The following is a 15,920-nucleotide window of genomic DNA, read 5'->3' as shown; positions in this document are numbered from 1 at the left end:
CTTTCTATCAAGAGAAAAAGCTGAGCGAAATCGCTACAGCTCTTAATCTATTACATATGTGTTTGCAAGCTCGCAAGTAGCTCTTCGAACGAACGTTCATAAAGTTGGATATCTCCTGCTCCCATAAAGACATAGACAGCATTGTCATGGTCAAGAAGAGGCGAAACATTTTCAACTGTAACAACTTTAGCAGGCTTTTTAATTTTAGCCGCAAGGTCTTCAACCTTAACATCTCCATGGTCCACTTCACGCGCTGAACCATAAATTTTCGCTAAATAAACCGCATCCGCCTCATTCAAAGCTTCAGCAAATTCATCAAGCAATGCAATGGTACGTGTAAAGGTATGTGGTTGGAAAATGGCAACAATTTCTTTGGATGGGTACCTTTGACGTGCTGCATCAAGCGTAGCAATGATTTCAGTTGGATGATGAGCAAAGTCATCAATAATAACAGTCCCGTTGATGATTCTCTCTGTGAAACGACGTTTAACACCTGAGAAAGTATTAAGATGTTCAGCAACCAAGGCCATATCAAAACCAGCTACATACATGTTAGCGATAACCGCAGTTGCATTCAAGATATTGTGACGTCCGTAGGCTGGCACATGGAATTCCCCTATGATTTGTCCATCATGTTTCACCTTGAAATTAGATCCTGTCGTTGTACGAACGATATCTGTAGCCATGAAGTCATCATTTTCTTCAAAGCCATAGTAGTAAATCGGTGCATTAGAAGTGATTTTACGGAGGTAAGAATCCTCACCATAAACAAAGAGCCCTTTTTGTACTTGCTTTGCATAATCATCAAAAGCTGAGAAAACATCATCAATACTTGTAAAGTAATCTGGATGGTCAAAGTCAATGTTGGTGATAATTGAGTAAGCAGGGTGGTACGGCATGAAATGACGTTCATATTCATCAGCTTCAAAGACGAAGTATTGCGCATTGGCAGAACCACGGCCTGTTCCATCACCAATAAGGTATGATGTATCTGTGATATTTTTCATAACATGTGACAAAAGACCTGTTGTAGAAGTCTTACCATGTGCACCAGCCACACCAAAGCTAGTGAACTGGTTCATGAAATGACCCAAAAACTCATGGTAACGCTTGAACTTATAACCATTTTTAACGGCATAGGCAATTTCAATGTTGTTATCTTCATGAAAAGCATTCCCAGCAATCAATTCAACATCATCTGTGATGTTTTTTCATCGAAAGGAAGAATAGGAATACCTGCTTGTTCAAGACCACGTTGGGTGAAGTAATACTTTTCCACATCTGAACCTTGAACTTTGTGTCCCATTTGGTGGAGCATCAAAGCCAAAGCTGACATACCAGATCCTTTAATTCCAATAAAATGATAAGTTTTGACATAGTTTCTCCTTACAATCGCATTGCGATTAGTTTGCGTCTTCTAAATGCGTCAAATTCAATTCTTGAGCAATTCGGTGTTCACGGTAAGTTTGACGTTCTGGATAATTGTAAACCTGGCTACGTTTCAAGAAATCATAACTATTTTCTTGACATTCTTACGAGAAGGGTTACTAGGCTGTTGATAAGTTGGAGCCACTTCTGCCAAGATATAAGTATCTTGTTGCAGACGATTGGCCAAATGATGAATCTTTGAATGTTTACCATTAGGTGCCAAAGTTCTCTTGATAGCACTTACCGGAGCACCCAAGATAGATGCTGTCACAGGTTTTTTATCCGTCGTGATAGCAGCTGGTTCAACTGTAGCCTCAAAGTTTGGTTTAACTTCTTCCTTAGGCTTAGTAACCAATTGACGGCTAGTCGTATGTTTCGTTTGTTGAACCTCTTGGCGTAAGAATTTTTGGCGTTTCTCACGAACATCACGCTTAGCCTTTTCACGGGCTTCCTCAGCGTAAGTCATACCAGCTTCATGCGTCTCCACTCGTTTTGACTCTTTCTTACGATTATTAGGCTTAGCTGACAAGAAATCATAATTAGGTAATAAATCATTGTAGTCCTTTTCTTGGTAAGGGCCACGGATATTTGTGATTAAATCTTCGTTTTCGTATAGGCGCATAGAGACCGGTTCTTGCAAGCAAGATTCCCCGTCTGGAATCAGCGGAAATTGTCGTCTTTGGCGATACATAAAAGACTTCCTTTCATTTTCGAGATGATGCGTATCTTAATAAAACAATCGAGAATGGGTAGATACGTCTTGCAGTATTCTATTATAGCCTAATTCAAAAGATTTGCCTAGTAGGATTTTGTATTTTAGTATTGAAATATCAATTATAACAATTTAAGATATTGCAATACCAAGAATTTCTTTAATGTCTTCAATTGTCATGCTGGCACGGCTTTCATTGCCATCCAAAACTGTCGTGACAAGGTTTTTCTTGCCCTCTTGAAGCTCAAGAATTTTCTCTTCGATAGTCCCTCTTGTAATCAAACGGTAAACTTCGACATTTTGTTCCTGACCTATACGATGGGCTCGACTAATGGCCTGCATTTCCACCGCTGGATTCCACCAAAGGTCAATGAGAATAACAGTATCGGCACCCGTTAGGTTCAGTCCCACACCTCCTGCTTTTAAAGAAATCAAGAAGGCATCTCGACTTCCCTGATTAAAAGCTCTGGTCATCTCCTGACGACTATCAGATGGTGTAGACCCCGTTAATTTATAAGAGGAAATGCCTAATTCTTCCAAAAGACCTTCTGTAATATCCAACATGCCACGAAATTGTGAAAAGATAAGCACTCGATGGTCGGATTCTTTAATTTGACTAAGCAGATCCCTCAGACTATCTATTTTTCCACTATCTCCAGCATAATCCATAAATAAAGCAGGTGTATCACAGATTTGACGAAGACGGGTAATACCTGATAGGATTTCCACCTTACGTCGATTGATTTCCTGGTCACTGGCCAAGATTAAACCTTGCTGCATCTGTTGCAATTGCGCCAAATAAATCGCCTTTTGATCATCCGACAATTCACTTTGGTGAGTCACTTCAATTAAATCTGGTAAATCAGGAAGTACCTCTTCCTTCTTTCGTCTGAGTATAAAGGGTGAAATATAACGGGCTACTTCCTTAGGTGTCAACTTAAGAAAAGCTTTTTTAGCAGGCAAAAGTCCGGGAAGAATAATTTGAAAAATAGACCAAATTTCCAATAAATGATTTTCAATAGGGGTTCCAGACAAGGCTAAACAATGCGGAACAGAGAAATCACGAAGATACTTCGCAATCTTTGTTTGCGTATTCTTCATGACTTGAGCCTCATCTAAAATAAGATAATCATATTTACCAGCCTTGTATGCCTCAAAATCCTGACGGAAGGAAGCATAACTAGTAATAATAATCTGATGATCCTCAGCAATAATGTCATCACGTTTAGGTTTGAGTCCGTAAGAAACCGCTACATCTAACTGAGGCGTAAATTTTTTAAATTCATCTTGCCAGTTGTAAATGAGGCTTGAAGGTGACAAAACTAAGACACGTTGTCCCTCTTCCAAATGTGCAGAGAGGTAGGCAATGGTCTGCAAGGTTTTTCCCAAGCCCATATCATCGGCCAAAATGCCACCAAAACCATAGTGGTGCAACATGGACAGCCACTGAACACCTCGTTCCTGATAGGGACGAAGCGCAACTTCTACCTGATAGGCCGGTAAGTCAAAGGTTTCAGGATGTCTCAAATGTTGCGTCAACAGTTGAAAATCCTTCGAAAAACTAACCGAATGATTCTCTGAAAGAGCATCCATTAATTGGTAGGCAGCTAATTGAGTCAGCTCCAGATGCCCCTGTCCTGAATAACGAGCCCTCAAGCTTTTTAGACTCTCGCTAACACGATGCGTCGCCTCATCAAAGACAATCAATTGACCACTACGATTGATGAAATAAGGTGCGCTTTCCATCAAAGCTTCTAAAGCATGATCCACGTCCTCGTCATCAAGACTTGAAAAATCAAAAGAAATATCTAATAGATTTCCCTGTCGCTCTACCTGAACTTGTGGACTCTGCTCAACACGTAAGTCACGCAAAGTCTCCCCAATCAGAACCGTACCTGCATTTTCAAAAGCTGGAATAGTGTTGGTGAAGAAATCATAGAGTTCCTGGCTGCTATTTAACAATTTGTTTGATTGAAAATCGGGAGGGAAACCATACTTGTCCATCAAACGAAAAACAGCCTGTTCATGCCGATAATTACTCGTAAAGCCTAAATGGCTCAACTCATGATGATTATTCACGAGGAGACCATCAAAATCAAAGGCCAGTGCCAAGGTAACCTCATTTTCAGACTTCAAATCGAAATGAAATCTGGGCGTAAAATCCTTGATATTAAAAGCTTTTGGTGCCTTAACCGGCCCCATAGTCCTAAAATCAAAAAGACTAGCAGCCAAGATGGCTTGTTCATCGAGATTAAAGCTGACGTGCTTATTCAAATCACTTCCGATTGGAAGAGAGCGTAAGCCAACCAAAAGTTTTTGTTGTTTTCGATTCAGACGATAAAAAACACCTTGATAAAAGAGAATACGATTATTAAAAAAGGCCTGACTATTCTTCTCAGCGACAGTCAATTCAATCATCTTGGGCTCGACACAAATATCAAACGAGAAGAGCTGAGCATCAGCAGTCAAATCCTCGACCAAAAGTTGGCGATATTCGGTTCCTTCCCATTCAAACCTAAAGCCATCCAAATCTTGCATCCGTCTCAAACCTTCCTCAAAAAAACCGTAAGGGAGACAAAGGTGTCGTGCATTATTCGGTAAAATAAAGTCTAAATTAGTCTTGGCTTCATCTGGAATCATCCGTCCTAGGAAGTTTAAAAATGCCTGTGAAGCCTGGTCAAATTGAATAAGCGATAGGGGTTCATAGTAGTTCTTACCTATCTGATAATAACCCTCAGCCTCTACAAGTTTGAGAAAGGCAGGAATATCTCGAATAACATAAGAACGTTCATCTGGTAAGCGACGTAAACGTATACTCCACCAAATCTCTGAACCAAAAGTAGATTCCTCTCCCTCTACCGTCAAGCTATATCTAACGGTATCATCTTCATTCAGGGAAAGGCCTTCTAAAAATAAACCACCAAAAGAGTGACCTCGCTCTTGGCCTTGAGAGGACTCTTGTTCCTCTTCCAGTTCTGCCAAGAGGCGCTGGCCTTCTTTATCATTTTTTAGATAATACTCAACCGCTGCCAAATGCGGACAATAGCCTTTTTGAGCGAAAGCATCACAGTCACACGTAATTTCAGAATCATTGAGTGCATAAATTAAATGATGTTGGTCCACTGTTGTGTCCAATTGAGTTTCTGAGACCTGATGAATGGTAATTACGCCCTTTTCGAATAGTTTAATACCCTCATTACGGACTCTACCCGGCATCAATTTTGCCATAGTATTCACCCCTATCCTATCCCTCTATTATAGCACAAATTCCTTATAAACTAGGCCTGTATCACGATAAATCAAAAACACTCCCTGAGGGAGTGTTCTCAACTTTTATTAGTAATCAAGTTTGTCTGAATGTCCTGAACCATTACCAACAAAGTAACCTGTCTTACAGTTGATACTAAAGAGGTAAGTTCCATCAGGAAGGTACAAGTTGTAGTAACCATTACCATTGATGATGTTAACTGGTTCAAGGATGAAGTTATCTCCTGAGAAGTAACCACGTGAGTGTGAAGTACTGATAACCTTATCAAGAATACCATCTCCCCAAGTCCAAGCTGGGTTACTTGTGTCCGCTACGACGTTTGCGTTGTATGGTACTCGTGAGCGATCACGTTGGAGGATAGATGGATTGTAATTAGTAATCCCTCGTGTCACAATTGTTGAAGCTGCAGCTGAACCACCTGTAGTTCCACTAGCTACACCTGTTGAAGCTGAGTTAGCTGAATCACTTTGAGCCCCAGAAGTATTTGACGCAGTGGCATCACCAGTATTAGAAGCAGATCCAGATGTGTTACCACCTGATGGTGCAGCAGGACTAGCGGTATTGTCGCTGGCAGAAGCTGTCGCCGCAGATGTTGCACTAGCAACCTTAGCTTTTTCTTCAAGCTGTGTTTTACCACCCTTGATTGCTTCTTGAATGGTACTATCAAGACTAGCGTTACCAGTGGTAGTCACACTTTCTGGAAGATCATTGAAATTAGCGTCAGATTTAACAGAGATAGATCCATTGTAGCTACCATCTACAAGAGCATCTGACTCATACTTACTATTAATCTTTTGAACTGCTTCAATTTGTTTCTTCAAATTGTCATATTTGGTTTTAGCTGACTCATAATACTTGGTTTTTCCAATTTTTTAAGCAGTTTTTCCAAATCTGGTAACTTGCCAAATTGATCATTAGCAAGCTTTGTTTGCTCATCATCTGTGAAGAAATTCTTATACATTTCTTCGAAGGCCTTATTATCCGCAGCTGCTGTATCCTTGCTTGATGATGATGACGTTGCTGAAGAAGCCGTGCTGGCAGTTTTAGCAGATTGACTATGAGTGCCGTGATAAAGAGCATAGCCCCCACCAATTATAGCTAAAGCCAAAACCGTTAAAACACCGATGACAACTCCCTTACGGCGGTAAACTGGAATATCATCATCAAAAGCACCCTTATGAGATGGTGAAACAGACTCTGAAGAGATTCTTTCTTCTGCTGAAGGACGATTAACACTCATTGAAACTTTTGGTGTCGCTGTCTCATCATCAGCTTTAGCCCCTGTTACCCCTGCAACCGATGCAGCAATGGCTGATAAATCAATGGTTTGTGAAATAGCAACATCATCCAACAAAGGCTTAGACTCTTGGGGCTCAGGAGTATTGCTATTAGCTACTTCAGGGCCTTGGGGTAGCGGATCATCAATGTTCGCAATCAAAGGATTGTTATCATCAATATTATCTACAGTTGCTTCGCTATAGACCGGTTGCTCAACTGAAGTAGCTGGTTCTGCGATAGCATCGCCAAGATCAAATTTTTCTGCTTCTGATGTGATAAAACGATCTGCGTTCAATGAAGTGATAACCGTTTCAGAGCTTTGACTTTCAGGTTGAACAATCACCTCAGGTTCCACAGGAGCATCTGGCAACTGTCTATCAACAGCAGGCGAAGTCTCTTCTTCCTTAGTATCAGTGACATTAAAACCAAATGTGACCGGTGTAACCTCTTCAGTAGCTGTTGTTGAGTTGATTGACTCATTAGCCATTGATTGACCAATTAAACCTGAATCCGCAAATTCTTGACGTTGCTTTTGAATAAAGGCATCCAAAGGTGAGGTATCACCATCAGCTTCAATTGTTTTGGAGAATTTTTGAGAAGCAACTTCTTCACGGTGTTGCTTGATATACTTATCCAAAATGCTATCCGTTTCTGTTACACCAGCATTAATCTCAGCTTCTTTGCGGACAGCCTCACCAACTGTCATTTCCTTAGCTTCTTGAAAATCTAGTTTTTGGCTACCTTCATAGCCATTTTGTGTTTTATCTTCTGACACGTTTAATTTACCTTTCTAGCCTCTGAACGGCGAACACGTTCTCCAAAATATTGATATAAATCAACTCGAAGGGTACCGTTATATAGCTTACGTTTTTTGTCGGCTTTCATACCGTATTTACTTTCAAATTGTTCATCACTGGTCAAGATAAACTTGCTCCAAGTTTTAAGCGGCGCAAAAGTTTTGCCCATTTCATTATACAAGATATCCACAGCCTTGTCATCCAACAAGCGCTCCCCATAAGGAGGATTTGAAATGATAACACCATTGATTTTATCCGTTTTTAAGTCTTGCAAACGCATTTGTTTCAATTTAATAACATCTTCAAGACCAGCCTCACGTGCGTTAGCTCTAGCAATCTCAACCATACGGCCATCAATATCACAACCCATGATATCCAATTCAGCATCATAATTTGCCTTACCTTCCGCTTCATCACGGACCGACTGTACTAAATCTTTATCTACCCAATTCCAGGCTTCAAAGGCAAAATCACGATTAAATCCAGGAGCAATATTCATACCAATTAGCGCCGCCTCAATACAGAAGGTACCTGAACCACAAGTCGGGTCAATCAGGGGTTTATCGGGATACCAATTACTCAGTTCAAGAATGGCGGCCGCCATATTTTCTTTAATCGGTGCTCCACCCTTATCGGTACGGTAACCACGTTTAAAGAGACTAGCACCTGTGGTATCAATCAATACCGTAGCCTTATCCTTTAAGATAGACACTTCAATCTTAAATTCCGCACCCGTTTCTTGAAGGGGTACGCCTTCAGGACGGTGGAAATACTTCTGTAGTTTCTTAACGACAGCTTTCTTGGAGATTGCCTGAACAGATGGTTCGTTATGAAGTTTTGATTTAACACATTTGGCCTTTGAAATTGGAAACTTCGCTCCGAGGGGAAGGTAATTCTCCCAATCTAAGGCAAAGACCCCCTGAAAAAGTTCCTCAAAGGTACGTGCTGGAAACTCACCCACCACAATCTTAATGCGATCTGCAGCTCTCAACCAAAGATTGGTTTCAGCAATAGCACGAACATCACCCTGAAAACGTACCTTACCATTTTCAACCTGAGTATCATACCCTAACTCACGCAATTCACGTCCAACCACTGCTTCAAGGCCTGCCGCAGCCGTTGCTACTAATGTAAATGTTTCTTTCATTGTTACCCTTTTATCTAATCATTACAAATCTAAATGTCATTAACCTCTCGCTTATCTTTTTCCTCTGTATCCTTAAAAAATTTGAAATGAGGGAATTCTTGCTAAAAGAAGGCTGAGACATGCGTCTCAGCCTCACCTATATGCAATTTTCTATAAGCCATGTTTTGTTCCAGAAGTGACTAGGCACCACTTCCTTCGATAATCATCTGTCTACTGCAAAGCAGTCAGGATGGTCCGTTCGTTTCCAGCCATCCCATGCCCCTACCAAAGTTTGGGTTGCTAGCTTGAGGGGTTTACCGCGTTCCACTTTTTAGGTTTCCCTAAAAACTCCGTCACTGTGGCACTTTCAGAGCTACTAAGACCTATCCAACGACTTAGCCGGTTCACTCGCCGTAACTTGAGAATCAAGTCCCTAGGCTTATTGATTCACCTAGCACAAACACTACTGGCATCACAGCCAGTGCTAGCATGGACTTTCCTCATGGAAGACTAACAACCATGCGATTATCCAAAAATTGCACAAAACCAGAGTTATTTGACAATTTGTTTTCCAAAGACTTCTTTTTCCAAACGACTGATACGTTTTAAAATATCGTAGTTTGAAGATGAAGCTACATTGGCAGTGGCACGTGATGGTTCACTTGTTGCACTTGCATAAGCTGAACGACTCGCAGGAGCAGCTGAGGCTTTAGCCTTCAATTTTGCATTTTCCTCTTGCAGTTCCTTAACCAGTGCAATATAAACACCATAGTCTTTGATGACATCATCTAGAAATTCATCAACTTCTTTTTTATCGTACCCACGCATACTAGTTTTAAATTCTTGTTCGTAGATTTTCTTGGGCGTTAAATTAATTTTAGCCATGATACTCTCCAATACTTGTCTTATCTAACTTACTAATACTTTACTGTCTAATGTTTTTATGATACAGAAAAAATAATAAAATTGCAAGCTTAAAAAACAATTATATCCTATTCTGACATCAACTCATTGAGGTCATCAAAAGTCAGCCTAGATAGAGGATAGTCCTTTGCTTCTAACATCATATCGTAAAAATATTTCAGATTTGTTTCATTTTCAGGTTCATAAAACACATAGGCCTGATCGGTATTGTCAATGAGAAACTGGTTAAACTGTTTGAATTGAGCTGGTGATTGGTAGGCAGGAAAACTATACTTAACAAAATCGACCTGCTTAAAAGCTGCAAGTTTGGCCTGATTCGCTTCATTCCAATTCTGCCCATGCGTTTCAAATGGAAAAAGGGTGGCTAATTTCAAAGAGTAATCTTCTTGAAGTTCCTTAGCCACTTCCAACGCCCAAAATTCAAAACCAAGATTTCCAGTAAAAATTATCCAGTCTACCCCTTCATCCAAAAAACGCTTAAAATCACGCTTAATAGCTTTTTTTATGATAGTTACCTTGGGATCATTATCTTTAAAAACACCAAGTTCAAAGCTCTTATAGCCAGTTACCAGTAGTGATGTCATTCCTTGTTTTCCTCGTTCATTTTATGGTATAATGAAATAGTCTTTATGCATATCTTATAAAGAAGAAGGGAAAGAAATGGTAAACTATCCCCATCAGATATCTCGTAAGATTGCACAGGCACGTCCTAAAAAATCCAATAGTGTTGACTTTGCCAATCGGGGAATGAGCTTTGAATCTGCTATTAATGCGACTAATGATTATTATTTGTCACGTGGTTTAGCTGTTATTCACAAAAAACCCACTCCTGTTCAGATTGTCAAAGTTGATTATCCAAAGCGTTCAAGAGCAAAGATTGTAGAGGCTTACTTTAGACAAGCCTCCACTACCGATTACTCTGGTGTTTACAAAGGATACTACATTGATTTTGAAGCCAAAGAGACACGACAAAAGACATCGATGCCTATGAAAAATTTTCATGCGCATCAAATTGAACACATGTCTCAGGTTATCAATCAAGATGGGATTTGCTTTGTGCTACTTCATTTCTCAACGCTTAAGGAAACCTACCTTCTGCCCGCTAAAGACCTGATTGCCTTTTATCAGATTGATAAGGGGACAAAATCAATGCCTCTTGATTATATCAAAAAAAGAGGCTACGCAATTGCAGAAGCAGCTTATCCTCAAGTTCCTTATTTAGAAATCATTGAAAAATTATTAGGTGGTAACACATAATGGCTAAATTTAATTTCAGCAACTTTAAAGAATCACTTAACGGTTTGACTAAACGTGCTAAAAACATAAAGATCAATCGTTCAGATTCTTCTCGCTATAGTAAAGGAAAGCGTTCAGCTTCGTCTGATCAAAGTCTCGGTTGGCGTATTGCAAAATACGGATTCATTGGACTACTAACTTTCTTTGTAATCTGTGTCATCGCAGGTGGTGGGCTCTTTGCTTACTATGTTAGCAGTGTCCCTAAACTCACCGAAAACAAACTTCAATCCACAAACTCAAGTAAGATCTACGATACCAATGGTAGTCTTATCGCTGACTTGGGGTCTGAAAAACGTGAAAGTGCATCAACAGATGAAATTCCAACAACTCTCGTTAATGCCATTACTTCTATCGAAGACAAGCGTTTCTTTACTCACCGTGGTATTGACGTTTATCGTATCATGGGAGCAGCCGTTAATAACCTTCGTCATAGTAGCACCCAAGGGGGATCTACACTTGACCAACAGTTGATTAAATTGGCTTACTTCTCTACAAATACCTCAGACCAAACTCTTAAACGTAAATCTCAAGAAATCTGGTTGTCTCTTCAAATGGAGCGTCAATTCACTAAACAAGAAATCTTGACTTTCTACGTTAACAAGGTGTACATGGGTAACGGTTACTATGGTATGAAGACTGCTGCAAAATCTTACTTCGGTAAAGATTTGAGTGATTTATCTATAGCTCAAGCTGCTTTGCTTGCTGGTATCCCACAGGCACCATCCCAATACGATCCGTATGCTAATCCTGATGCGGCAACAGAACGTCGTAATACTGTTCTTAAAGAAATGTATGACGATAAAAACATTTCTAAAGATGAGTATGAGAAGGCAAAGGCAACAAGTGTATCAGATGGCCTTCTCCCACTTACGAAAAAAGCTAGCTATGAACCTTATTTAGATAACTACATTAAACAAGTTATTGAACAAGTATCTGACGATGCTAATGCTGACATCTACTCAGCTGGATTGGACGTCTACACTAACCTTAATCCTGACATCCAAAATACATTTGGAATGTCTACAACTCAAACGATTATATTGCTTATCCTGACGATAAACTTCAAGTAGCTTCTACTATCATTGATGTTACTAATGGACATGTGGTTGCTCAATTGGGATCACGTCACCAAGACGAAAATATCGCCCTTGGTACAAACCAAGCGGTTCAAACTGACCGTGACTGGGGTTCTACAATGAAGCCTATCACCGATTACGCACCTGCTATTGAAAAAGGGGTATACACTAACACCGGTACTACCGTTTATGATAACCCTTATAATTTCCCAGGTACTTCAACTCCTGTTTATGACTGGGACCACAAGTATTACGGAAGCATCTCTCTGACTTATGCGCTTCAACAATCACGTAACGTCACTGCGGTTAAAGCCCTTCAAGCGACTGGTTTGGAGTATGCTCAATCCTTCTTGAAAGATTTGGGTATTGAATACCCAGAGATGTTCTACTCAAACGCCATCTCATCTTCAACATCATCATCAGATTCTAAATATGGTGCCTCAAGTGAGAAGATGGCAGCCGCCTATGCAGCCTTTGCCAATGGTGGTACTTACTATAAACCATCTTATATTAGTTCAATTAAGTTTGAAGACGGTTCAACGAAATCATTTGATTCTAAAGGTACCAAGGCCATGTCGCCACAAACAGCTTATATGATGAATAGCATGTTGAAACAGGTTTTGACAGGTGGTACGGCGACTGAAGCTTATGTTCCTGGTACGATTAATGCCGGTAAGACAGGTACATCTAACTACGGTGATGATGAGTACTACCAAGTACAACGATCAAGTGGTGTCTATGCTGACCTTATGGTTCCTGACGAAACGTTCGTTGGTTATAATACTAAATATGCAATGGCCATTTGGACAGGTTATAAAAACCGTAAAACTCCACTTTATGGCTCAGACCTTGATATCGCTAAACAAATCTACGGTATCACAAGTAGCTATCTGAACCAAATGTATGGTGCCGGTTCTGAAGATTTTGATATGCCTAGCGGTGTTTATAACAATGGTAGCTATGTCTTCCTTACTGGTTCTTCGACATCAAACGTCTATACAGGTTCACTTGGAACTTCTAGTTCTTCATCAAGCCTAGGTTCAAGTCAAAGCAGTGATTCATCAAGCTCACAAGATAGTCAACAGTATGGCCCTGATGCATCAACAAATCCTTCAACATCGGGTTCTAACAGCTCTGAACATTCAAATTCAAACACCTCTACAGCTGATGAGTAAAAGCAATCGAAAAGAGTTATCCATTGGATAGCTCTTTTTTACAACCATAAATTCTAATGAAGCCAACTAAAAACACTGGATAAAATTCCAGTGTTTTTGAAATATCCTCTTATTTTGAAGCAAGGGCTCCCATTGGATCCCAAGGCGCAAGCACTTGTGGATCTGCTTCATAGGCAGCCAATTCTTCAGCTGTAAGGAAGTCTTTGCGAACAACGATTTGATAGGTGTATTCATCCATCCAAGCATCGGAAGCAACAAAGTATCCTTTTTGTCCGACCTTATCTCCCCAAGAATTTTCAACCTTCCATTTAACCGATTTGCCATCAGCGTCCAAATCCACTCCGGTCAATACCATGGCATGGGTCATGAGAGATTCACTGTAATCCAAACGTCCTGCCTTGTCTTGCGTCAAGTTAATATCCATGCTTGCTGTAAAATCATATACATTAGTTGCAAGAATACCTTTTTGACGATCTGAGACTTGACCAACATCTGAACCAAACCAAACAGTTTCTCCTGACTTCATTTGTGCAATAGCAAGCTCTTTGAAACGATCCATCGGAAGGTTAAGATAACGAACACTTGGCGCTCCTACAACATTTCCCAACATCTCAACAGTGTATGATTTTCCATAAGGTTTATCAGCTGTTGGAGCATTGATGACTGACACATAGTCGCTAAGTTTAAGACCTACATATTTCTCAAAGAAAGCTTGTGGAGTGATATTTTGCTCAGATTGGTAGTTGTTATCTTTATCACGGTAAGCAAAATCAAACTGACGTGGTGGTAAGCCAAGAGTCATAGCTAGATAATTGAAGATTTCTTGAAGAAGTTCTTCTTTCTTAGCTTGAACAGCAGCTTGATCAGCACCACCAGCAATCAAATCACGCAAAATCTGAGCATCTTGGCGAAGGAGTTTATTAAGGTATTGGTTAAGTTCGCGACTATTACTTGAAGCTACAGACTCTGGATATACTGATTTGGGAACGACACCATATTTTTCGAAAAGTGATACGACCATATCCCATTGTCCACCATCTTGTTGAGGGGTATCCAGAAGGAATTTAACCTTACGACTGCCAATCTCTTGATCTGCTGTAGCAATGATTTGTTCCAAGAACCAATTTGATTTTTCATACTTGTCCCAGAAGAAAGTATGAGCTTGAGAAAGCTCAAAGCTTTCCAATTTGAAGTCTGAAATCAATTTGTGACGGAAAGTATTAAGTGCCGCAAACATCCAGCAACGACCTGAAGCCTTTTGGTTAGACACTTCATCTTTAGTCAAATCAATTGAAAATACATGATCATTTTCAACTGCTGATTGACGTGTTTCGATGGATTTAAGCAAGCCGTTGTGTGTTACAGCATTCTCAATAGCACTGTATTTAGCATTGGCTTCATAATCCGCAAATAGTTTATCTGTGAAATCTCTTGATAGTGAAGTCATAAGATTCCTCCTTTTAAGCCTTATTCCTTACTATTTTATCACTAATTTCTGAAAATTCAATTTAAAAATAACCCTAGGTCAAACCTAGGGTTACCAACAATCTTATTCCGCTTGATTAAAAACTGTTTGAGGCTCTGCTTTACTTGGCATACAAGACATGATTAAAAGTGCAATGCTTCCGAAAATTGAGAATAAAGCCACGATCGGTATGAACCCCATACAACTTAGAAGTACCCATGCTGGATGAAAGCCTGCATCTCGCAAGCGACGTGTTTGGAGGGACAATTGTGGGATGAGTTCAATTAAACCAAAGAGCATGACTGGCCATGCATAGCCCATAATCAATTGTCGCAGTTCAGCCGGATTATTTAACAGAGCTGGGTCGTTAAAATCAACATTACTGAACAATGGAATGAGAATACAAAATACGACAAGAATGGTCATAATAATGACATTAACCAAATAAGTCCACCAAAAATCTGGACGTGTTGAACGTCCTCTAAAGTCAAAAGCACGCTTCCAAAAGTCAATGTAAGCTTTAATCATAAATCATATTCTCCTCTTATTTCCAAAAATCGTCAAAAATAGTGATTGGCAAATGGCGTTTGTGTTGACCTTTACGCCACCAATTTTCAATGGTTTCTTGAGCTTTTGCTGATACTTCCTTGCCTTCAAGGTAATCATCAATCTCACGATAGGTCACACCAAGAGCCACTTCATCGGCGATTCCTGGCCGGTCCTCTTCCAAATCTGCTATTGGCACTTTTTCATAGAGAGCCTTGTCAGCACCAAGTTCCGCAAGAAGGGCTGCACCTTGACGCTTGTTCAGACGAAAAAGTGGCAAGATATCGGCACCACCATCACCAAATTTTGTGAAAAAGCCTGTAAGATTTTCAGCAGCATGGTCTGTACCAATGACTGCACCACTATTTTCACCAGCAACTGCATATTGAGTAATCATGCGTTGACGAGCCTTAATATTTCCCTTGTTAAAGTCAGAAATACTTACACCTGCCTTGGCAAGCTCAGCAACCTGACCATCAACAGCTTCCTTAATGTTAACCGCAAGACTCACATCTGGCTTGATAAAAGCAAGGGCACGTTGGGCATCATCCTCGTCTGCCTGCACTCCATAAGGCAAGCGAATGGCAATAAACTGATAGTCTTTCCCTGTCTCTGCACGAAGCTCTTCAACGGCAAGTTGGGCTAGACGGCCAGCCAAGGTAGAATCTTGACCTCCGGAAATCCCTAAAATATAAGACTTAAGGAAAGGATGTTTGAGCATATAAGCCTTCAAAAAATCAACAGATTTGCGAATTTCTTCTTTTGGATCAATGTTAGGTTTAACCCCTAGTTGATCAATAATTATTTCTTGCAAAGTCATAATGTCTCC

General features: G+C 40.2%; 8 protein-coding genes, 1 other RNA gene and 4 pseudogenes. 2 read left to right on the top strand and 11 right to left on the bottom strand.

Translation table 11 applies throughout. From position 1 onward, the window contains the following. Positions 1-50 precede the first annotated feature (50 nt). The 8 genes and pseudogenes from murC to HSISS2_RS01250 all read right to left on the bottom strand — a co-directional run bounded on the left by murC (position 51) and on the right by HSISS2_RS01250 (position 10,117). A pseudogene (gene murC / locus HSISS2_RS01280) lies at positions 51-1,336 on the bottom strand (UDP-N-acetylmuramate--L-alanine ligase). A gap of 67 nt (positions 1,337-1,403) precedes the next feature. Beyond that, positions 1,404-2,119 (bottom strand): annotated as a pseudogene (locus HSISS2_RS01275) (hypothetical protein). A 153-nt stretch (positions 2,120-2,272) separates the two neighbouring features. After that, a complete protein-coding gene (locus HSISS2_RS01270) occupies positions 2,273-5,368 on the bottom strand; it encodes a DEAD/DEAH box helicase (RefSeq protein WP_021144979.1) in 3,096 nt (1,031 codons plus the stop codon). Between the two features lie 108 nt (positions 5,369-5,476). After that, positions 5,477-7,461: pseudogene (locus HSISS2_RS01265) on the bottom strand (cell division site-positioning protein MapZ family protein). A 2-nt stretch (positions 7,462-7,463) separates the two neighbouring features. Further along, positions 7,464-8,630, bottom strand: coding sequence for a class I SAM-dependent RNA methyltransferase (locus tag HSISS2_RS01260; RefSeq protein ID WP_004183740.1), 1,167 nt, complete (start codon positions 8,628-8,630; stop codon positions 7,464-7,466). Between the two features lie 148 nt (positions 8,631-8,778). Then, an RNA gene (gene rnpB / locus HSISS2_RS10540) (RNase P RNA component class B) lies at positions 8,779-9,146 on the bottom strand. Positions 9,147-9,161: 15 nt separating this feature from the next. After that, on the bottom strand, positions 9,162-9,494 hold the full coding sequence (gpsB, locus tag HSISS2_RS01255; RefSeq protein ID WP_021144976.1) for a cell division regulator GpsB: 333 nt from the start codon (positions 9,492-9,494) through the stop codon (positions 9,162-9,164). 107 nt (positions 9,495-9,601) lie between these two features. Further along, positions 9,602-10,117 (bottom strand): DUF1273 domain-containing protein, encoded by a 516-nt coding sequence (locus HSISS2_RS01250; protein WP_008535798.1) that lies wholly within the window; start codon positions 10,115-10,117, stop codon positions 9,602-9,604. 76 nt (positions 10,118-10,193) lie between these two features. On the opposite strand from HSISS2_RS01250, the gene recU reads away from it, so the two are divergent. Both recU and pbp1a read left to right on the top strand, forming a co-directional pair. Beyond that, entirely contained in the window at positions 10,194-10,790 is a 597-nt protein-coding gene (gene recU / locus HSISS2_RS01245) for a Holliday junction resolvase RecU (protein ID WP_008535797.1), read from the top strand. Beyond that, positions 10,790-13,080: pseudogene (pbp1a, locus tag HSISS2_RS01240) on the top strand (penicillin-binding protein PBP1A). Before recU ends, pbp1a begins: the two are co-directional and overlap by 1 nt. Before the next feature lie 109 nt (positions 13,081-13,189). Here the strand turns inward: pbp1a and pepC are convergent. From pepC to nadE, 3 genes are all read right to left on the bottom strand, one after another. Next, positions 13,190-14,527: an aminopeptidase C gene (pepC, locus tag HSISS2_RS01235; protein ID WP_021144973.1), complete on the bottom strand. Its 1,338-nt coding sequence runs from the start codon at positions 14,525-14,527 to the stop codon at positions 13,190-13,192. 102 nt (positions 14,528-14,629) lie between these two features. Continuing rightward, the gene (locus HSISS2_RS01230; RefSeq protein WP_008535792.1) at positions 14,630-15,073 is read right to left on the bottom strand and encodes a DUF805 domain-containing protein; all 444 of its coding nucleotides are present in this window, start codon (positions 15,071-15,073) and stop codon (positions 14,630-14,632) included. Positions 15,074-15,089: 16 nt separating this feature from the next. Continuing rightward, positions 15,090-15,911, bottom strand: a complete 822-nt coding sequence (gene nadE / locus HSISS2_RS01225; protein WP_021144972.1) for an ammonia-dependent NAD(+) synthetase — start codon at positions 15,909-15,911, stop codon at positions 15,090-15,092. Positions 15,912-15,920 lie beyond the last annotated feature (9 nt).

It is taken from the genome of Streptococcus sp. HSISS2, assembly GCF_000448665.1.
Taxonomy (GTDB): domain Bacteria; phylum Bacillota; class Bacilli; order Lactobacillales; family Streptococcaceae; genus Streptococcus; species Streptococcus raffinosi.
Note: the sequence above shows the minus strand (reverse complement) of the source record. Positions and strands in the feature narration are given on the sequence as shown.